This is a genomic window from Bradyrhizobium iriomotense (assembly GCF_018130765.1).
GTDB classification, from domain to species: domain Bacteria; phylum Pseudomonadota; class Alphaproteobacteria; order Rhizobiales; family Xanthobacteraceae; genus Bradyrhizobium; species Bradyrhizobium iriomotense_A.
In genome coordinates, this window is sequence record NZ_JAFCJZ010000025.1 from 111,580 (window position 1) to 130,810 (window position 19,231).

Sequence of the window (19,231 nt, forward strand, 5' to 3'; positions counted from 1 at the left end):
TCAAGCTCCCTTCGCGCGGGAGAAGGCGTCCTGCCAGCGCAGGAACGGCGCGGAAGCAATCTCGATCAACCAGTCGGTGAGCTTGCCGAGGATGGCAAAGATCACGATGGCGGCGAGGATCTGCGCGGGCTTGCCGAGCTGCTGGCCGTCGAGCAGGAGATAGCCGAGTCCTTCGGAGGCGCCGATCAGCTCGGCCGCGACCACGAACATCCAGCCGAGACCGAGGCCAACGCGCAAGGAGACCACGTAAGCCGGCAGCACCGCGGGCAGCAGGATGCGGCGGATCATCGCGAAGCCGGAGAGGCGGAAGGTGCGGCCGACCTCGACGATCTTGCGATCGACCGAGAGGATCGCGCCCATCACGCCGAGATACACTGGAAAGAACACGCCGACCGCGATCAGCGCTATCTTCGAGGTCTCGAAGATGCCGAGCCAGAGGATGAACAGCGGCACCCAGGCCAGCGAGGGGATCGCGCGCAGTGCCTGCACGGTCGGATCGAGCAGCCGCCGCGCCAGCGACCAGTAGCCGGAGATCGCACCGAGCAGCGTGCCAGCGACCACACCGAAGGCGAAGCCGAGCGAGACGCGCCACAGCGTCGCAGTGATGTGGCGGACCAGCTCCCCGGAACGGGCGAGCTCGGTGATCGTGGCGAAGATGCGCGAGGGCGGCGGCACTAGGCGCCCGTTGGACCAGCCGGACCAGACCACGAGCTCCCAGCCGAGTGCGAGCGTCACCGGCAGCAGCAGCCCCAGCACCGGTCGCGCATAGCGCGACAGCCGCGACGGCGCGGCAGCGCTTTCGGCTGTATCAGAGGTTTGTTGCCGGGCTGGCGCGTCGGAGATCATGGCGATAGCAAACGCGTCTGGTCGGGGAATGCAAGGGCGCGCGGCAATCTCAGCCGTCGTCCCGGACAAGCGCGCCTCCAGCGCGCGCCGATCCGGGACCCATAGCCACAGGAAGGTGTGGTTACGGGGACTCGGAGTGACCGTCGTCGCGCCAAACCACTCCCTGTGGTTATGGGTCCCGGGTCTGCGCTGACGCTTGCCCGGGACGACGGTGGAGTGTGGTGTGCGCGCTTGCCTCTTCCCTGCGAACTAATTCGTCGGCAACGAAACCTGGTCGTCGATCAGGGCATCGAGCGTCGCCTTCACGTCGACCTTGGCATCGACGACGCTGGCCTGCTGCAGCGCGAGGCCGGCGGCGAGGATCGACTCGCGCTGGGGTGCGCCGATGCGGCTGTGGGTGAGCTCGGTGCGCTCCTTGAGCTGCTTGTCGACGACGGCCTCAGGCAGCTTGGTCACCGCGATGAAGGTCTTCTTCAGCTCGTCGTAATTCGCCAGCGAATACTTTCGCACCTCTTCATACACCGCGAGCACGCGGCGGGCGGCGTCCGGATAGTCCTTCAAGAACTGCTCGCGCACATTGAGGATGCCCCAGGTGTTGGCATCGGCCTTGCGATAGAACAGCTTTGCGCCCTCCTCGACCTCGGCCTGCGCCATCATCGGATCGAGCCCGGCCCAGGCATCGACATCGCCGCGGATCAGCGCGGTCTTCCCGTCGGCGTGCTGGAGCAGCACCGGCGTGATGTCCTTTTCAGTCAGGCCGGCACCCAGCAGCGCGCGCACCAGGAAGATGTGCGGATCGGTGCCGCGCGTCACCGCGACGCGCTTGCCCTTGAGATCGGCGACGCTTGCGATCTTGGAATCCTTGCCCGTCACCAGCGCGGTCCACTCGGGACGCGAATAGACATAGATCGACTTGATCGGGTTGCCGTTAATCTTCGCCACTAGCGCCGCCGAGCCCGCGGTCGAGCCGAAATCGATCGAGCCGGCATTGAGGAATTCGAGCGCCTTGTTGGAGCCGGCCGACTGCACCCAGGTGATGGTGATGCCGTCCTTGGCGAATTCCTTTTCCAGCAGCCCCTTCTGCTTCAGCACCATCGAGACCGGATTGTAGGTCGCCCAGTCGATGCGGATCTCCTTGAGCGGATCGGCGGCCTGCGCCGCAGGGGTGATTGCGAGCGCTACAGCCCCCGCCAGCAGAATGCGTCGTGTCATCCAGGTCATGCCCGGCCTCCTCCAAAACTTCATTGTTTTTCAATGAGTTATATCTAGAGGTCAACGAGAAAATCCGACCCTTGAAAGGCCGCCGGCCGAGAACAGATTTGTCCGAAGCCGGCCTTTTCCAGCACGGAACGACTATTGCCAGCGAATGACGGGTGACAGCGCCTGTCACCTCTTATATCCGGTGAGACATGGACAGCGTCGCAACTGAGCAGAAGCCTGAGGTGGACGATCGCTTCGACACCGCGCGGATCACCGCCGCGGTCGATGCGCTTGCCGAGAAGCACGAGGGACGCGAGGACGCGTTCCGCACCGCCATGGCGCAACTGCTCAAGGCCGAGCTGATCGCGGCGCGCGCCGCGGCGCAGGCGATCCTCCTGAAGGACCGTCACGGCCGCCGCTGCGCCGAACGGCTGTGCCATGTGCAGGACGAGATCATCCGCATCCTCTATTCAGCCGCGACCCGTCATCTCTACCGTTCGCCGATCCCGAGCGGGGCCGAGCGCATGGCGGTGGTGGCGACCGGCGGCTATGGCCGCGGCCTGATGGCCCCCGAGTCCGACATCGATCTGCTCTTCATCCTGCCCTACAAGCAGACCGCCTGGGGCGAGCAGGTCGCCGAGGCCATCCTCTATTGCCTCTGGGACATGGGGCTGAAGGTCGGTCACGCCACGCGCTCGGTCGATGAATCGATCCGGCAGGCGCGCGGCGACATGACCATCCGCACCGCGATCCTGGAGACGCGCTTCCTCACCGGCGACCAGCCGCTCTACGACGAGCTGGTCGAGCGCTTCGACAAGGAAGTGGTGCAGGGCACCGCGTCCGAATTCGTCACCGCCAAGCTCGCCGAGCGCGAGGAGCGGCATCGCCGCGGCGGCCAGTCGCGCTATCTGGTCGAGCCCAACGTCAAGGACGGCAAGGGCGCGCTGCGCGACCTGCACACGCTGTTCTGGATCGCCAAATACGTCTACCGCGTCCGCGACACCGACGAGCTGGTCGAGCGCGGCGTGTTCGACGCGCAGGAGTACCGGACCTTCCGCCGCTGCGCCGACTTCCTCTGGTCGGTGCGCTGCAACCTGCATTTCTATTCCGGCCGCGCCGAGGAGCGCCTGTCCTTCGACCTCCAGCGCGAGATCGCGGTCCGGCTCGGCTACACCTCGCATCCCGGCATGCAGGACGTCGAGCGGTTCATGAAGCACTACTTCCTGGTCGCCAAGGAGGTCGGCAACCTCACCGCCATCCTCTGCGCCAAGCTCGAGGACCAGCAGGCCAAGCCCGCGCCGGTCCTGAGCCGGGTGATGGCGCGGCTGCGGCCGACCGCGGTGAAGCGGCGCGTGCCTGACAGCGACGACTTCATCGTCGACAACAACCGCATCAACGTCGCCGCGCCCGACGTGTTCAAGCACGATCCGGTCAATCTGATCCGCATCTTCCGCCTGGCGCAGAAGAACAACCTCGCCTTCCATCCGGATGCGATGCGCGATGTGACGCGCTCACTCGGCCTGATCAACGCGGGCTTGCGCGAAAATCCCGAGGCCAACCGGCTGTTCATGGAGATCCTGACCTCCGATAACGCCGAGATCGTGCTGAGGCGCATGAACGAGACCGGCGTGCTCGGTCACTTCATCCGCGCCTTCGGCAAGATCGTCTCGATGATGCAGTTCAACATGTATCATCACTACACCGTCGACGAGCATCTGATCCGCTGCATCGGCTTCCTCCAGGACATCGAGCGCGGCGGCATCGAGGAGTTCGCGCTGGCCAGCGACCTGATGCGCAAGAGCCGGCCCGAGCACCGCGCGGTGATCTACATCGCAACGCTCCTGCACGACGTCGCCAAGGGCCGGCCCGAGGACCACTCGATCGCCGGCGCCAAGGTGGCGCGGCGGCTCTGCCCGCGCCTCGGCTTCAGCCCGGCTGACACCGAGCTCGTGGCCTGGCTGATCGAGGAGCATCTGACGATGTCCACGGTCGCACAGTCGCGCGACCTCTCCGATCGCAAGACCATCGAGAACTTTGCCGCCGTGGTGCAGTCGGTCGAGCAGATGAAGCTGCTGACGATCCTCACCACCGCCGACATCCGCGGCGTCGGTCCCGGCGTGTGGAACGGCTGGAAGGCGCAGCTCTTGCGCTCGCTGTATTACGAGACCGAGCCGGTGCTCACAGGTGGCTTCTCGGAAGTCGACCGCGGCAAGCGCCTCGCGGCCGCGCATGCCGAATTCCGCATGGCCTTCGCCGAATGGCCGAAGGACGAGCTCGATGCCTATATCGGCCGGCACTATCCGGCCTACTGGCTCAAGGTCGAGCTGCCGCGCAAGATCCGCCACGCCCGCTTTGTCCGCTCCAGCGAGCAGGCCGGCCACAAGCTCGCGATCAATGTCGGCTTCGACGAGATGCGCGGCGTCACAGAGCTCACGATCTTCGCCGCCGACCATCCCTGGCTGCTGTCGATCATCGCCGGCGCCTGCGCCTCGGCCGGCGCCAACATCGTGGACGCGCAGATCTACACCACGACCGACGGCCGTGCGCTCGATACCATCTCGATCTCCAGGGAATACGACCGCGACGAGGACGAGGGCCGGCGCGCCACCCGCATCGGCGAGATGATCGAGGACGTGCTCGAAGGCAAGCTGCGCCTGCCGGAAGTGGTGGCGCGGCGCACCGTGCGCAGCAAGGCAAAGCCCTTCGTGATCGAGCCGGAAGTGACCATCAACAACCAATGGTCCGACCGCTACACCGTGATCGAGGTCTCCGGCCTCGACCGCCCCGGCCTGCTCTACGAGCTGACCACCGCGATCTCGAAGCTCAATCTCAACATTGCCTCGGCCCATGTCGCGACCTTCGGCGAGCGCGCCCGCGACGTGTTCTACGTCACCGACCTCCTGGGCGCGCAGATCAACGCGCCGACGCGGCAGTCCGCGATCAAGAGCGCGCTGACCCATGTGATGGCCGGCGACAAGGCGGTTCAGCCGGCGGCTTAAGGGCGGTCGCGCGTCTCTCTCCATTCGTCATTCCGGGGCGCGTGTAGCGCGAGCCCGGAATCCATTCATCCGCGGAGTCGGTGCACGATGGATTCCGGGCTCGCGCTACACGCGCCCCGGAATGACGAGAGGAGAGATCTAAACCTCCACGCCCTCATGCCGCAGCAGCCAGCGCTTGCGCTCGAGCCCGCCGCCATACTTCACCAGCGAGCCATCCGCGCCGATCAGGCGATGGCAGGGCAGCACCACGCTGATCGGGTTGGAGCCGTTGGCATGACCGACGGCGCGAATGGCCTTCGGCATATCGATCCTCGCGGCCATCGCGCCGTAGCTCATCGTGGTGCCGGCAGGAATCTTCGCCAGCGCAGTCCAGACCTTTTGCTGAAACGGCGTGCCGGCGATGCGCCATGCGACGCGCGATAGCTGACCGAGCTCACCTTCGAAATATGCAGACAGCGCAGTCTTCATCGCCGTAGGCGCGGACCGATCAATCAGATCCACCGCGCCATAATGCAGGCGCAACAGCTCGCGCATGCGGTGCTCGTAGTCTTCCCAGTCGAGCGCCCGCAGATTGCCCTCGGCATCGGTGACCAGCAGCGCGATCCCGATCGGCGTCGCCAGGCGATCGAGGCCGAGGCGTTCAGGCGTCTTGGTTGATCGAACGGGCATTGCGGCACCAGGCAATCGAAACACAGCCATCGCACTTGCCATGGCGGCCGTGCTAACGTCCACCCGAAAGCTGACGCTTTTGGGGGAGCTCAACTTGAACCTGATCGCCAATGTCCTGGTGGCGCTGGTCGCCGCACTGCACGCCTACTTCCTGATCCTGGAAATGTTCCTCTGGGAGAAGCCGACAGGCTTGAAGGTGTTTCGCAATACGCCGGAGAAGGCCGCGATCACGAAGGTGCTGGCCGCCAATCAGGGGCTCTATAACGGCTTCCTGGTCGCCGGCTTGATCTGGGGCTTGTTCCACGGCAATCCGGCCTTCGCGTTCCAGATCAAGGTGTTCTTCCTGCTCTGCGTGATCGTGGCCGGCGCCTATGGCGCGGCGACCGTCAGCACGCGCATCCTGATCGTGCAGGCACTGCCGGCCGCGGTTGCGCTGGTTGCATTGTTTCTCGCCTGAGACGCTTCGGCGCAGCGCCGCGATCCTTGCGCGGCGGCTGCCCTTCCTCCACAATCTTCGGCAGCGATGGCGACCGTTGCAATCAACGGAAAAGACCATCGGTCGAAAATTCCGTCAGGAGGAACATCCCAACATGAGCAATCGCAGAGCCTTCCTAGCTGCCACGGCAGCGCTCGCCTTCACATTCACCGCGAGCCAAGCCCTCGCCCAGAAGAAATACGACACCGGCGCGAGCGACACCGAGATCAAGATCGGCCAGACCGTGCCGTTCTCCGGCGCCTACTCGGTCTATGCCAATATCGGCAAGACCCAGGCCGCCTACTTCAAGATGATCAACGACCAGGGCGGCATCAACGGCCGCAAGATCAATCTGATCCAGTATGACGACGCCTATTCGCCGCCGAAGACGGTGGAGCAGGTGCGCAAGCTGGTCGAAGGCGACGAGGTGCTGTTCACGTTCCAGCTGATCGGCACCGCGGCCAATGCCGCCGTGCAGAAATATCTCAACGGCAAGAAGGTGCCGCAGCTCCTGGCCTCGACCGGCGCGGCGCGCTTCAACGATCCGCAGAACTATCCCTGGACCATCGCCTACAATCCCAACTACGTGTCCGAAGGGCGCATCTACGCCAAGTACATTCTCAAGGAGCATCCGAACGCCAAGATCGGCGTGCTCTACCAGAACGACGACATGGGCCGCGACTATCTCGCGGGCCTCAAGAGCGGCCTCGGCGCCAAGGCCGCCAGCATGATCGTCGGCGAGGTCTCCTACGAGGTCACCGATCCCACGGTGGATTCGCAGGTCGTGAAGCTGAAATCGATGGGCGTCGACGTGTTCTTCGATGCCTCGACGCCGAAATTCGCGGCACAGGCGATCAAGAAGCTCGCCGACCTCGGCTGGACTCCGGTACACATCCTCGACATCAATGCGAGCCCGATCTCTGCGACGCTGAAGCCGGCCGGCCTCGACATCTCCAAGGGCATCATCTCGACCCAGTATGGCAAGGAGCCCAGCGATCCCCAGTGGAAGGACGATCCCGGCGTGAAGGCCTTCTTCGCCTTCATGGACAAGTATTTCCCTGAGGGCGACAAGCTCAACACGGTCAACACCTATGCCTATTCGGTGGCCGAGCTGCTGGTCCAGGTGCTGAAGCAATGCGGCGACGACCTGACGCGCGAGAACGTCATGAGGCAGGTCGCCAACATCAAGGACTTCACCCCGAGCTTCGCCCTGCCCGGCATCAAGATCAACACCGGGCCGAACGACTTCCGCGTCAACAAGCAGATGCAGATGATGAGGTTCAACGGCGAACGCTGGGAGCTGTTCGGCCCGATCATCGAGGACACGGGCCCGTCGGGTTAGTTTCGCAAACGGAACGTCGGGTGGGTTACGCCAGCGCCTGCACCACGCGCAGACGCCGTCTAACCCACCCTACGAATGCAGACCTTGCGTCGCAGCAACGCCTCCTCCACACTCGCCCTCAGCGGTGACGTCCGGTTCGCGCAAGCGCCCGGCAGATCATCGACAATAACAAGCTGAGGGAATTGCGAATGAGGAATGGAATGCTGCATCTGGCCACTGCAACGGCGCTGACCCTGGCGCTGTCGATCTCTGCGGCCAATGCCCAGAAAAAATATGATCCGGGCGCCAGCGACACCGAGATCAAGGTCGGACAGACCATGCCGTTCTCGGGGCCGGCGTCGGCCTACTCGTCGATTGGCAAGACCCAGGCCGCCTATTTCAAGATGATCAACGACCAGGGCGGCGTCAACGGCCGCAAGATCAATCTGATCCAGTACGACGACGCCTATTCGCCGCCGAAAGCCGTTGAGCAGATCCGCAAGCTCGTCGAGAGCGACGAGGTGCTGCTGACCTTCCAGATCATCGGCACGCCGGTGAACGCGGCCGTGCAGAAATATCTCAATTCCAAGAAGGTGCCGCAGCTGTTCGCGGCGACCGGCGCCTCGCGGTTCACCGATCCGAAGAACTTTCCGTGGACCATGGGCTTCAATCCCAACTACTTCGTCGAAGGCCGCATCTATGGCCAGTACATTCTGAAGGAGCATCCGAACGCCAAGATCGGCGTGCTCTATCAGAACGACGACCTCGGCAAGGACTATCTGAACGGCCTCAAGGCCGGCCTCGGCGACAAGGCCGCCAAGATGATCGTGACCGAAGCGTCCTACGAGGTGTCCGATCCCACGGTCGACTCGCAGATCCTCAAGATCAAGGACGCCGGCACCGATTTGTTCTTCAGCGCGACCACGCCGAAGCAGGCCGCGCAGGCGATCAAGAAGATCGCTGAAATGGGCTGGCATCCGGTCCAGATCGTCGACATCAACGCCACCTCGGTCGGCGCGGTGCTGAAGCCGGCAGGCCTTGAGGCCGCCAAGGGCCTGATCAGCGTCAACTACGGCAAGGAACCGCTCGATCCGACCTGGAAGGACGACCCCGGCCTGAAGAAATATTTCGACTTCATGGCGAAGTACTATCCGGACGGCGACAAGGATTCGAACTTCAACACCTATGGCTACAGCACCGCGCAACTGCTGGTGCATGTGCTGCAGCAGTGCGGCGACAACCTGACGCGCGAGAACGTCATGAAGCACGCGGCGTCATTGAAGGACGTCGCCAGCGACACCGCGCTGCCCGGCATCAAGGCCAACACCTCGCCGACCGACTACCGCGTCAACAAGCAGCTTCAGATGATGAAGTTCAACGGCGAACGCTGGGAGCTGTTCGGCCCGATCCTGGAGGATGCGGGCCCGGCGGGTTAACGGTGATCTCGTAGGGTGGGCAAAGACGCGTAAGCGTCGTGCCCACCATCTCTCTCGATCGCGATAAAGGTCGTGGGCACACGCCGGGATGCGCATTCGCGCCCCCCGGCGCTTTGCCCACCCTACGAAGGTATCTCCCCAAAGTTCTTCCCCACCGGCAGCACCGCGTGCCGGATCAGCCGTGAATCCTCCACCGCGGCCTGACGGTGTTTGACCGCCTCGCGATAAACGGGGTCGCGGATCATCTCGACGAAGGCGGCAACGCTTGGGTATTCGGCGATGAAGCAATGGTCCCAGCGCTCCTCCTGCGGACCGATCAGCATCAGCTCGAATTTGCCCTGCCAGACGATGCGGCCGCCGAGGCGTTCGAACACCGGGCCGCTCTCGCGGCCATAGGCCGCATAGGCTTCGGCGCCGCTGGCCTTGCGGCCGTCGGGGTAGGCCGCTTCTTTCCGCAAGCGCACCAGGTTGAGCATGTGGATCGGGCCCGGGCGATCGTTCTCCCGGAACTGCGCAAAGATCTCCTTGGTCGGATCGATGTGGCCCATGCGTGCTCCCTTCGTGAGTCCCTTTGTTTTGTGCCGTCGATCCTAGCCTTGCCGCCCTGGAAGCGGAACTGCGGCGGACGAATGCCGCACCTCCTAATCGCGCGTTAACGCCGGGGTAACCCGGCCTTAAACAGCGGCCGCTAGCGTGCGGCGGGGCGGGCTGACCGGGCGTATTGCGTATGGCGTGGGGAAAGAAAAAGGGTGGGCGGAAGGAGCCGCTGTTCGGCTTGCCCGCGGCGCTCGCCGATCTGCGCCTGACGGCGGCGGACCGCATCCCTGGCGGCGAGGACAAGCCGAAGAAATCTGCGAAACCATCCGCCAAGCGCAAAGCTGAGGATGCCGGCGACGAGCCGCCGCGCGAGCGCAAGGCACCAGCCGGCCGCAGCGGCGCCAAGCGCCGCTCGAAGTCGCGCTTCGGCGCCGGCCTCGGCCGCCTGGTCTATTGGGGCGCAGTGCTGAGCCTGTGGGGCGTCATCGCCGTGATCGGCGTCATCATCTATGTCGGCGCCCATCTGCCGCCGATCCAGTCGCTGGAGATTCCAAAGCGCCCGCCGACGATCCAGATCGTCGGCATCGACGGCAGCATGCTGGCGCAGCGCGGTGAGATGGCCGGCGCCAATGTCGCGCTGAAGGATTTGCCGCCGTATCTGCCGAAGGCCTTCATCGCCATCGAGGACCGCCGCTTCTATTCGCATTTCGGCATCGACCCGATCGGCATCCTGCGCGCCCTCGTGACCAACGTGCTCCATCGCGGCGTGTCGCAGGGCGGCTCGACCTTGTCGCAGCAGCTCGCGAAAAACCTGTTCCTGACCCAGGAGCGCACCATGCAGCGCAAGCTGCAGGAGGCGGAGCTCGCGATCTGGCTGGAGCGCAAGCACTCCAAGGACGAGATCCTGGAGCTCTATCTCAACCGCGTCTATTTCGGCTCCGGCGCCTACGGCGTCGAAGCCGCCGCGCAGAAATATTTTGGCAAGTCGGCCAGGAACGTCACCGTCGCCGAAGCGGCCATGCTGGCCGGCCTCGTCAAGTCTCCCTCGCGCCTTGCGCCCAACCGCAATCCCGAAGGCGCGGAAGCGCGCGCGCAGATCGTGCTCACGGCGATGGCGGATGCAAAATTCATCACCGACGCGCAGGCGCAGGCCTCGATCGGCCATCCCTCCTACAACGTGAAGCCGGCCGGCGCCGGCACGGTCAATTACGTTGCCGACTGGATCGGTGAGGTCCTGGATGATCTCGTCGGCCAGATCGACGAGAGCATCAAGGTCGAGACCACGATCGATCCGAAGCTGCAGAGCGTGGCGGAAGCCGCCATCATCGACGAGCTCGCCGCCAAGAGCGTGAAGTTCAATGTCAGCCAGGGCGCGCTGGTGGCGATGACGCCCGACGGTGCCGTGCGCGCCATGGTCGGCGGGCGGAACTATTCCGACAGCCAGTACAACCGCGCGGTCACCGCCAGGCGCCAGCCGGGCTCCTCGTTCAAGCCGTTCGTGTACCTGACCGCGCTCGAGCAGGGTCTGACGCCCGACACCGTGCGCCAGGACGCGCCGATCGAGGTCAAGGGCTGGAAGCCCGAGAACTACACCCACGAGTACTTTGGCGCAGTGACGCTGACGCAGGCGCTGGCGATGTCGCTCAACACGGTCGCGATCCGCCTCGGCCTCGAAGTCGGACCGAAGAACGTGGTGCGCACCGCGCACCGGCTCGGCATCTCCTCCAAGCTCGAGCCCAACGCCTCGATCGCGCTCGGCACATCCGAAGTTTCAGTCGTCGAGCTGGTCGGCGCCTACGCGCCCTTCGCCAATGGCGGGTTCGCGGTGGCGCCTCATGTGGTCACAAGGATCAGGACGCTCAGCGGCAAGTTGCTCTACATGCGGCAGCCCGACGAGCGGAACCAGGTCATCGACCCCCGCAATGTCGGCATGATGAATGCGATGATGCGCGAGACCCTGATATCAGGCACCGCCAAGAAGGCCGAGATCCCCGGCTGGCCGGCGGCCGGCAAGACCGGCACCAGCCAGGATTACCGCGACGCCTGGTTCATCGGCTACACCGCCAACCTCGTCACCGGCGTCTGGCTCGGCAATGACGACAACTCGCCGACCAAGAAGGCCACCGGCGGCGGCCTGCCTGTCGAAGTCTGGTCACGCTTCATGAAGACGGCGCACGAAGGTGTCCCGGTCGCGGCCTTGCCGAGCTCGCCAGGCGGCTGGGGCCTGTCGAACCTCGCGCAGGCGGCCTCGCAAGTGTCGGCGCCGACGGCGGCCGCGCCGGGACCGGCGAGCGCCGGAGGCTATCGCCCGCCACCGCCCACGCGCGCCAATGTGCGGCCGGAGGCAGCGGCAGGGCTGGATGGCTGGCTGATGGACCGGCTGTTTGGCGGAAATCGCTAGCTGTGAATTGAGGTCCCGGTGACCTCAAAACAAAAACTGCGAAAACAACCCCATGCACAGTAGAACGCGACGTCCAGCGTGACGCTGGGTGGATCGTTCGAAGCATTTGATGCGGCGGGGCTAATCGGACACGCGGCGCAATCGTCGCGGCATGGGCCAAGAATCCCGCTAACCGGGCTGATCTGTCCCCACCCTCCCCTGTCATTCCCCGCGAAGGCGGGGAATCCAGTACGCCGCGGCGTCTCGGTTAAATCACCTCTGTCACGGAGTACTGGATCGCCTGCCTTCGCGGGCGATGAGAGGATTTGCTGGGTTAGCAGCGAAGCCTAAGACATAAGCAGGCGCCGTCACGGCGCGGCGATCAGATCCGACGCCGCAGCACACACCGTATCGGGTGATGCGATCTTCTCAGCAATGAAAGTGGCGGCCCGCTGGTCCTCGCCGAGATCAAAGACAAGAATCGGATTGTTGTAGACGAAGCCGCCATGTTCAGTCGCGATGACCCACCTGCGGCCGGCCGTCCAAAAGAAGTTGATGCGGCGAAACGGCAGACTCTCGAGCCAGACCACATCGGTGGCGTTAAAGCTTGTCCCTGGTTCCGCAATCTTGCCAAGTCTATCGTTTAATGACCTCAACAGTACCGACGGCACATGCTCAAACGGAACAGGAGCTGCTTGTCGAGGGGGGATGCAGGCCGGGGTGATGGCGTCCGCCATTACATTGTAAGCCACAGGCAGAACGAGCAGCAGCAATACGACTGCCAATCGCCTGGCCGTGATCATCGCAAACGCCGTGGATGGACTCGCCTAATCCTCGACCCCATACCGGTGCAGATCGTTCCCGTGCGTATCGAGCCACTTCTTGGCGCGCTCCATCGACGGGCAGACTTTTCCGCAGACGCGCCAGAAGCGCGCCGAGTGATTCATTTCGACGAGATGGGCGACCTCGTGGGCGGCGAGGTAATCGAGCACGTAGGGCGGCGCGAGGATCAGGCGCCAGGAGAACGACAGCGAGCCCGCCGAGGTGCAGGAGCCCCAGCGGCTGGACTGGTCGCGGATCGACAGGCGCTTGACCCTGACGCCGAGCTCGGCGGCATAGGCCTCCGCCGAACGCTGCAGGTCGCGGCGAGCCTCGCGCTTGAGGAAGTCATGGACGCGGCGGTCGGCATGTTCGAGGCCGCCGGCAACGCAGAGAATCTTTTCACCGCTGTCGCGCGTCTCGGTCCACACCGTGCCACGGGTACCTGCGCGATGAACGATGCGATGGGGCGTACCGCGAAGCGGTATCACCGTGCCAGGCTGGAACGGTGCAGCCTTCGGCAGGCGGCCGAGACGTGCCGCAATCCAGGCGCCGTGACGCGTCGCGAAGTCTTTTGCCTCGGCCAACGTGCCGCGCGGCGGCATGGTGAGGATGGCTTCGCGATCGCTCGGATGAATTCTGAGCGTGTAGCGGCGCGCGCGTCTGTGCCGGCGCAATCGGATCGCAAAAAACTGCGATCCATGGGTGATGACGAGGGTCTTCGGTTCGTGGGGCCGCCGATAAAGGAGCGCGCGAGTGGCCATGTCTGTCAGTCCGGGGGGCAGGAGTTCGCCCGGATTCTGCCATAACCACCGCCAGGGAAAGCGCTCGGCGCAAAAACAAATCATTTGCCCAATATACAGGGGTTCTTCAGTCCGGGAGACCCTACAGACTGGGGTTGGAACCGGCTTTTTTCGCCCCCGCTGGACGCATGCGACACCCCCAAGGGGTGAGGGCGGACTCACTCCTATAACGCTACCGTAATACCGCGAATCTGGAGGGAACTTGCCCCTGCCGGAGGCTTCGGCAGGGGCTGAAATTTCGACGGGAAAGCCGAAATCCGCGCTTATTCGGCCGCGAGAGCCTGCAAGCTCTTTGGATTCGCGGCCGAGACCATGAAGTCATGAATCCGCGGCACGATTTCCGACTTGAAACGCGATCCGTTGAACACGCCGTAATGTCCGACGCCCTTCTGGACGTAATGAACGCGGCGATGATCGGGGATCGAACTGCACAATCCATGCGTTGCTTCGGTCTGACCGAGGCCGGAGATGTCGTCGTTCTCGCCTTCGACCGTCATCAACGCAACGCGCGTGACCTTGGAGGGATCGACGAGAGTTCCACGATGGGTCATCTCGCCCTTCGGCAGCGAGTGCTTCACGAAGACGGTGTCGACGGTCTGCAGGTAATATTCGGCGGAAAGATCCATCACCGCGAGATATTCGTCGTAGAAGTCGCGGTGCTTGTCGACGAGATCGCCGTCGCCCTTCACCAGATTGGCGAACAGCTGCTTGTGCGCATCCATGTGGCGGTCGAGATTCATGCTGATGAAGCCGTTGAGCTGCAGGAACCCCGGATAGACGTCGCGCATCATGCCCGGATGCGGGAACGGCACCTTGGTGATGACGTGGTTGCGGAACCAGTCGATGCCGCGCTGCTGGGCGAGGTCGTTCACCCCGGTCGGATTACGGCGCGTATCAATCGGCCCGCCCATCAGCGTCATCGAGGTCGGCACGAACGGATCGCGGCGCGCTTCCATGATCGAGACGGCGGCAACGACGGGCACGGAGGGCTGGCACACCGCCATCACATGGGTGTTGCCGCCGAGGACGTGCAGCATCTCGATGATGTAGTCGATGTAGTCGTCGAGATCGAAGCGCCCTTCGCTGAGCGGGACCATGCGGGCATCGGCCCAATCGGTGATGTAGACCTCATGCGCCGGCAGGAAGGCCTCGACTGTGCCGCGCAGCAGCGTCGCATAATGGCCGGACATCGGCGCGACGATCAGCACGCGCGGCTGCGGGCTGCGCAGCGGGCGGGTGAACTTGCGATCGAAGTAGAGCAGCCGGCAGAACGGCTTTTCCCATACCGAACGGATCTCGACGGGGACGCGGAGGCCGTTGACCTCGGTGTCGTCGAGGCCCCATTCCGGCTTGCCGTAACGGCGCGTGGTGCGCTCGAACAGTTCGCAGGCCGCGGCGACCGACTTGCCGACCTCGGTACGGGCCCAGGGATTGAGGGGATTCTGAAACAGCAGCTTGGTCGCGTCGGTGACTGCACGGGCCGGATTGAGAGAGGCGTGGGCCATCTCGTACATCCAGTACATCGGCGTCGTCAGGACCGGACTGCCTTCTGCAGCCAGGGGCGGGGCGCCGCCAAACTCACCAATAGGCATCGCTATAATCCTCTTCGCATCGCAGCATACTGCCGAATGCGTAATATTGCGTCAATGCATGGTTCCGTACATCTACGGAGCGGAGACAGCTAAATCGGCCTGAATCCACGAGAAAGTGACGTTATTCGCCGCTCGACAGCAGCGAGCCGTGCTTTTTGGCGCTGCGCAAAAGGGCAAGGAATGCCCAAAAAGAAGCAACCAGAAGTACAGCATTGATGACCAACGCCTCCAGCATCAGATCGATCCTGAAGGTGTTCTCGATCAGCAGCGCGCGCATCCCCTCGAACACATAGGTCGGCGGCAGCGCCCAGGCGACGTATTGCAGCCAGACCGGCAGCACGCTGACGGGATAGTAGATGCAGGCGAGCGGCATGATCGCGAACATCAAGGTCCAGACGATGCTCTCGGCGCCCAGACCGTGCCGCAGCACCAGCCCCGAGACGAAGATGCCGACCGACCAGCTGGTGAAGATCAGATTGCAGAAGAAGGCGATCAGCGGCAGGCCGAGCGCGTAAACGTTGAAGTGAAACAGGAACAGCGCGAGCAGCGTCATCGGGATCACGCCGATGGCGAGCCGGATCAGGCTCATGACCGTCAGCGACAGCAGAAACTCGATCGGCCTCAGCGGGCTCATCATGAGGTTGCCGAGGTTGCGCGCCCACATCTCTTCCAGGAACGAGATGGAGAAGCCGAGCTGGCCGCGGAACAGGATATCCCAGAGGATGACGGCGCCGATCAGCGTGCCGCCGGCCCGCGCGAAGAAGCTGGCATTTTCCGCGATGTAATACTGGATGAAGCCCCAGGTGATGACCTGCAGCGCCGGCCAGTACAAGAGCTCGAGCAGCCGCGGCCAGGACGACTGCAAGAGATACCAGTAGCGCAGGATCATCGCGCCGATGCGGTGCACGGAGATGCCGCGGTGGACGGAAAGCTCGGTCATGGCACGCTCCCGTAGCCCGGATGGAGCCTGTCATCCCGGGGCGCGACATAGTCGCGAGCTATGATGCGCAATTGCGCATCTGAGGATCCATAACCACAGGATTGAATTTGGCGGAGACTCGGAGTTACCAGTCTCGCCCCACAACCGCCGCCTGTGGTTATGGATTCCGGGCTCGCGCTCCGCGCGCCCCGGAATGACGTGGCTCCATCCGGGCTACGGCCGAAACATCCGAAGTCCCTCACCTTGCCGCCTCCTTCGCACCGTTCACCCGGCCGCGGGCGACGTCCAGAAACACCTCCTCCAGCGTGGTGCGGTTGTAGCGGGCCATGATCGCTTCCGGCGTGTCGTCGTCCTCGATGCGGCCACGCTTCATGATGATGACGCGATCGCAGAGCCGCTCGACCTCGAGCATGTTGTGCGAGGCCAGGAGGATGGTGGCGTTGTTGTCGCGGCGGTAGCGCTCCAGATGGCCCCGCACCCAGTCGGCGGTGTCAGGATCGAGCGAGGCGGTCGGCTCGTCCAGCAGGAGCAGCTCGGGCCGGTTGATCAGCGCCTTCGCCAGAGCAACGCGGGTCTTCTGGCCGGCCGAGAGCTTTCCGTTGGCGCGGTCGATGAAATCGGTGAGGTCGAGATCGTCGGCGAGTTCGGCGATGCGGTCGGACAGGTTCTTGACCGCATAGAGCTTGCCGAAGATGGTGAGGTTCTGCCGCACCGTGAGCCGCATCGGCATGTCGACATAGGGGCTCTCGAAATTCATCCGCCCCAGCACGGCAGCGCTCTCCTCGGGCATGCGATGCCCGAGCACCTGCACGCGGCCGGAGGTCGGCAGCACCAGGCCCATGATCATCGCGATGGTCGTGGTCTTGCCGGCGCCGTTGCCGCCCAGGAGGCCGGTGATGCTGCCGCGCGGCAGCGAAAAGGAGATATCGTCGACGGCGCGGGTCTGCTTGTAGACCTTGACGAGGTGAGCGACCGCAATCGCCGCGATGGCGCCGCGATCCGCGACAGTCGGCCGACTTGAAGCTTTGTCGTTCCCGGTCATGCTGGCCGTTCTTCTGCTATTGCAGCAGGGAGCGCAAGGCTTGTAATTCGGGTGGTTCCGCAAGCCCAGCGTTTGTGATCGAGAAGGTACCGCCACATTGGCCGATATGACCGAAATTGCCGCTTCCGACTTTCGCCCCGCGCAGCGGCATATCCGCCTCGACACCATCCTGCGGCTGCGCTGGCTCGCGGTGCTGGGCCAGCTCGCTGCGATCTTCATCGTGGCGCAGGGGCTGGAGTTCAACGTCGAGATCGTCCCCTGCGTGAGCATCATCGCGCTGTCGGCCGCGCTCAATCTGGGCCTCCAGACCGTTGCCAATCCGATGCAGCGGCTGGAGCCGATGCAGGCCGCCGGCCTGCTGGCGCTGAACATCGTGGAGCTGGCGGGGCTGCTGTTCTTCACCGGCGGACTGCAGAACCCGTTCTCGTTCCTGTTTCTCGCGCCGGTGCTGATCTCGGCGACGGCGCTGCCGGCCCGCTTCACCTTCGGCCTCGGCCTGCTCGCCGTTGCCTGCGCCTCGGTGCTGTTCTTCTTCCACCTGCCGCTGCCCTGGGATTCCGACGATCCGCTGGTGCTGCCGCCGATCTATCTTGTCGGCGTCTGGCTCTCGATCGTGCTCGCCATCGGCGTCACCAGCCTCTACTCGTTCCAGGTGACCGAGGAGGCGCGCAAGCTCGCGGACGCGCTGGCCGCGACCGAGCTGGTGCTGACGCGCGAGCAGCATCTGACCCAGCTTGACGGGCTCGCCGCCGCGGCCGCGCACGAGCTCGGCACGCCGCTCGCGACCATCTTCCTGATCTCGCGCGAGCTGGAAAAGACGGTGAAGGATCCGAGCTTTGCCGCGGACCTGAAGACGTTGCGCGAGCAGACCCAGCGCTGCCGCGACATCCTCAGCAAGATCACCCAGCTCTCCTCCACCGGCGCGCCGTTCGACCGCATGAAGCTGTCGGAACTGATCGAGGAGGTGGTGGCCCCGCACCGCGATTTCGGCGTCGACATCAAGGTGCGGATCGCGGTGGCCGCGGTCGCCGAGCCGGTCGGCTCACGCAACCCGGCGATCCTCTACGGCGTCGGCAACATCGTCGAGAACGCCGTCGATTTCGCCCATACCACCGTCGAGGTGAACGCCTGGTGGAACAAGGACACGATCGAGCTCCTGATCTCCGACGACGGCCCCGGCATTCCGCCTGATATCCTCAACCGGATCGGCGAGCCGTATTTGTCGCGGCGACGCACCCAGGATGATGGCGGCGGTGAACGCCGCGGCCTGGGCCTCGGCGTGTTCATCGCGCGCACCCTGCTCGAACGCACCGGCGCCAAGGTCTCCTTTACCAACCGGATCTTTCCGGAACACGGTGCGGTGGTCCACATCACATGGCCCAGGCAGCGTTTTGAGGCTATCGAGACGCTCGAAGAAACAATAGGATAGACCGCGACCTTGCGTCGCACAAAGGGGCCGATCGACCATTGGCGACCTTGGCACCGCCCGATTGCGAGGCCATATGTCAACGCGCTGGAGAGAGGACATCACCTTGAACGCCATCGCCGAACTGAATGAACAGGCTGACCGCTCGCTTCTCATCGTGGAGGACGACAAGCCGTTTCTGGAGCGCTTGTCGCGCGCGATGGAAACCCGCGGCTTTTCGGTGACATCGTGCGACACCGTCTCGGACGGTCTTGCGCAGATCGGCAAGGCAGCGCCCGCATTCGCAGTTGTCGACTTGCGGCTCGGTGACGGCAACGGCCTCGACGTGGTCTCGGCGCTGAAGAAGAAGCGCCCGGATGCACGCGCCATCGTGCTGACCGGCTATGGCAACATCGCCACCGCCGTGACCGCGGTGAAGATGGGCGCGATCGATTATCTCTCGAAGCCCGCGGATGCCGACGACGTCGTCGCCGCGCTGCTGTCGACCAGCGCGGAAAAATCCGAGCTGCCGACCAACCCGATGTCCGCAGACCGCGTCCGCTGGGAGCACATCCAGCGCATCTACGAGATGTGCAACCGCAACGTCTCGGAAACGGCGCGCCGCCTCAACATGCACCGGCGGACCTTGCAGCGCATCCTGGCCAAGCGCGCGCCGCGGTAACGGTTCTTGTAGATTCCATGGGGCGGTGAGCGTGGCCTTTCCGATAGGTTTGGGTTTCCACACTCGAACCCACGGAGAGCCAGAT

General features: G+C 64.1%; 16 protein-coding genes. 7 read left to right on the top strand and 9 right to left on the bottom strand.

The annotated features are described in order from the left end of the window. Together JQ635_RS32540 and JQ635_RS32545 are read right to left on the bottom strand one after the other, a co-directional pair. On the bottom strand, window positions 1-846 hold the full coding sequence (locus tag JQ635_RS32540; protein ID WP_211413868.1) for an ABC transporter permease: 846 nt from the start codon (window positions 844-846) through the stop codon (window positions 1-3). Window positions 847-1,095: 249 nt separating this feature from the next. Further along, window positions 1,096-2,067 (bottom strand): aliphatic sulfonate ABC transporter substrate-binding protein, encoded by a 972-nt coding sequence (locus tag JQ635_RS32545; protein WP_211413869.1) that lies wholly within the window; start codon window positions 2,065-2,067, stop codon window positions 1,096-1,098. A gap of 188 nt (window positions 2,068-2,255) precedes the next feature. On the opposite strand from JQ635_RS32545, the gene JQ635_RS32550 reads away from it, so the two are divergent. Continuing rightward, a complete protein-coding gene (locus tag JQ635_RS32550; RefSeq protein WP_211413870.1) occupies window positions 2,256-5,045 on the top strand; it encodes a [protein-PII] uridylyltransferase in 2,790 nt (929 codons plus the stop codon). A 138-nt stretch (window positions 5,046-5,183) separates the two neighbouring features. Here the strand turns inward: JQ635_RS32550 and JQ635_RS32555 are convergent, their stop codons facing one another. Then, window positions 5,184-5,714, bottom strand: coding sequence for a methylated-DNA--[protein]-cysteine S-methyltransferase (locus JQ635_RS32555; protein WP_211413871.1), 531 nt, complete (start codon window positions 5,712-5,714; stop codon window positions 5,184-5,186). A gap of 40 nt (window positions 5,715-5,754) precedes the next feature. Between JQ635_RS32555 and JQ635_RS32560 the strand changes: the two genes are divergently transcribed. The 3 genes from JQ635_RS32560 (at window position 5,755) to JQ635_RS32570 (ending at window position 8,946) form a co-directional block, all read left to right on the top strand. Next, window positions 5,755-6,171 (top strand): DUF1304 domain-containing protein, encoded by a 417-nt coding sequence (locus JQ635_RS32560; protein WP_211413872.1) that lies wholly within the window; start codon window positions 5,755-5,757, stop codon window positions 6,169-6,171. A 133-nt stretch (window positions 6,172-6,304) separates the two neighbouring features. Next, a complete protein-coding gene (locus tag JQ635_RS32565) occupies window positions 6,305-7,531 on the top strand; it encodes an ABC transporter substrate-binding protein (RefSeq protein ID WP_211413873.1) in 1,227 nt (408 codons plus the stop codon). A gap of 188 nt (window positions 7,532-7,719) precedes the next feature. Further along, a complete protein-coding gene (locus JQ635_RS32570; RefSeq protein WP_211413874.1) occupies window positions 7,720-8,946 on the top strand; it encodes an ABC transporter substrate-binding protein in 1,227 nt (408 codons plus the stop codon). Window positions 8,947-9,068: 122 nt separating this feature from the next. Here JQ635_RS32570 and JQ635_RS32575 read toward each other — a convergent pair whose 3' ends face one another. After that, entirely contained in the window at window positions 9,069-9,494 is a 426-nt protein-coding gene (locus tag JQ635_RS32575; protein WP_211413875.1) for a DUF1330 domain-containing protein, read from the bottom strand. A 179-nt stretch (window positions 9,495-9,673) separates the two neighbouring features. Here JQ635_RS32575 and JQ635_RS32580 point away from each other — a divergent pair, with 179 nt between their 5' ends. Beyond that, complete coding sequence (locus JQ635_RS32580) at window positions 9,674-11,884, top strand: transglycosylase domain-containing protein (protein WP_211413876.1); 2,211 nt, start codon at window positions 9,674-9,676, stop codon at window positions 11,882-11,884. A gap of 347 nt (window positions 11,885-12,231) precedes the next feature. Here JQ635_RS32580 and JQ635_RS32585 read toward each other — a convergent pair whose 3' ends face one another. The 5 genes from JQ635_RS32585 to JQ635_RS32605 form a co-directional block, all read right to left on the bottom strand. After that, window positions 12,232-12,666, bottom strand: a complete 435-nt coding sequence (locus tag JQ635_RS32585; protein WP_211413877.1) for a hypothetical protein — start codon at window positions 12,664-12,666, stop codon at window positions 12,232-12,234. A 24-nt stretch (window positions 12,667-12,690) separates the two neighbouring features. Then, window positions 12,691-13,530: a M48 family metallopeptidase gene (locus JQ635_RS32590; RefSeq protein ID WP_211413878.1), complete on the bottom strand. Its 840-nt coding sequence runs from the start codon at window positions 13,528-13,530 to the stop codon at window positions 12,691-12,693. 218 nt (window positions 13,531-13,748) lie between these two features. Beyond that, the gene (locus tag JQ635_RS32595) at window positions 13,749-15,077 is read right to left on the bottom strand and encodes a polyhydroxyalkanoate depolymerase (RefSeq protein ID WP_211403544.1); all 1,329 of its coding nucleotides are present in this window, start codon (window positions 15,075-15,077) and stop codon (window positions 13,749-13,751) included. Window positions 15,078-15,198: 121 nt separating this feature from the next. Continuing rightward, a complete protein-coding gene (locus JQ635_RS32600; protein WP_211413879.1) occupies window positions 15,199-16,017 on the bottom strand; it encodes an ABC transporter permease in 819 nt (272 codons plus the stop codon). 238 nt (window positions 16,018-16,255) lie between these two features. After that, on the bottom strand, window positions 16,256-17,059 hold the full coding sequence (locus JQ635_RS32605; RefSeq protein ID WP_211413880.1) for an ABC transporter ATP-binding protein: 804 nt from the start codon (window positions 17,057-17,059) through the stop codon (window positions 16,256-16,258). A gap of 106 nt (window positions 17,060-17,165) precedes the next feature. On the opposite strand from JQ635_RS32605, the gene JQ635_RS32610 reads away from it, so the two are divergent. Continuing rightward, window positions 17,166-18,488, top strand: coding sequence for an ActS/PrrB/RegB family redox-sensitive histidine kinase (locus JQ635_RS32610; protein ID WP_211413881.1), 1,323 nt, complete (start codon window positions 17,166-17,168; stop codon window positions 18,486-18,488). A 103-nt stretch (window positions 18,489-18,591) separates the two neighbouring features. Then, window positions 18,592-19,146 (top strand): ActR/PrrA/RegA family redox response regulator transcription factor, encoded by a 555-nt coding sequence (locus tag JQ635_RS32615; RefSeq protein WP_018644326.1) that lies wholly within the window; start codon window positions 18,592-18,594, stop codon window positions 19,144-19,146. Window positions 19,147-19,231 lie beyond the last annotated feature (85 nt).

What these genes read in the sequence shown, in the direction of transcription:
- JQ635_RS32540 (WP_211413868.1), bottom strand. Translation starts at nt 846, where the DNA reads ATGATCTCCGACGCGCCAGCCCGGCAACAAACCTCTGATACAGCCGAA.
- JQ635_RS32545 (WP_211413869.1), bottom strand. Translation starts at nt 2,067, where the DNA reads ATGACCTGGATGACACGACGCATTCTGCTGGCGGGGGCTGTAGCGCTC.
- JQ635_RS32550 (WP_211413870.1), top strand. Translation starts at nt 2,256, where the DNA reads ATGGACAGCGTCGCAACTGAGCAGAAGCCTGAGGTGGACGATCGCTTC.
- JQ635_RS32555 (WP_211413871.1), bottom strand. Translation starts at nt 5,714, where the DNA reads ATGCCCGTTCGATCAACCAAGACGCCTGAACGCCTCGGCCTCGATCGC.
- JQ635_RS32560 (WP_211413872.1), top strand. Translation starts at nt 5,755, where the DNA reads ATGGCGGCCGTGCTAACGTCCACCCGAAAGCTGACGCTTTTGGGGGAG.
- JQ635_RS32565 (WP_211413873.1), top strand. Translation starts at nt 6,305, where the DNA reads ATGAGCAATCGCAGAGCCTTCCTAGCTGCCACGGCAGCGCTCGCCTTC.
- JQ635_RS32570 (WP_211413874.1), top strand. Translation starts at nt 7,720, where the DNA reads ATGAGGAATGGAATGCTGCATCTGGCCACTGCAACGGCGCTGACCCTG.
- JQ635_RS32575 (WP_211413875.1), bottom strand. Translation starts at nt 9,494, where the DNA reads ATGGGCCACATCGATCCGACCAAGGAGATCTTTGCGCAGTTCCGGGAG.
- JQ635_RS32580 (WP_211413876.1), top strand. Translation starts at nt 9,674, where the DNA reads ATGGCGTGGGGAAAGAAAAAGGGTGGGCGGAAGGAGCCGCTGTTCGGC.
- JQ635_RS32585 (WP_211413877.1), bottom strand. Translation starts at nt 12,666, where the DNA reads ATGATCACGGCCAGGCGATTGGCAGTCGTATTGCTGCTGCTCGTTCTG.
- JQ635_RS32590 (WP_211413878.1), bottom strand. Translation starts at nt 13,530, where the DNA reads ATGATTTGTTTTTGCGCCGAGCGCTTTCCCTGGCGGTGGTTATGGCAG.
- JQ635_RS32595 (WP_211403544.1), bottom strand. Translation starts at nt 15,077, where the DNA reads ATGCCTATTGGTGAGTTTGGCGGCGCCCCGCCCCTGGCTGCAGAAGGC.
- JQ635_RS32600 (WP_211413879.1), bottom strand. Translation starts at nt 16,017, where the DNA reads ATGACCGAGCTTTCCGTCCACCGCGGCATCTCCGTGCACCGCATCGGC.
- JQ635_RS32605 (WP_211413880.1), bottom strand. Translation starts at nt 17,059, where the DNA reads ATGACCGGGAACGACAAAGCTTCAAGTCGGCCGACTGTCGCGGATCGC.
- JQ635_RS32610 (WP_211413881.1), top strand. Translation starts at nt 17,166, where the DNA reads ATGACCGAAATTGCCGCTTCCGACTTTCGCCCCGCGCAGCGGCATATC.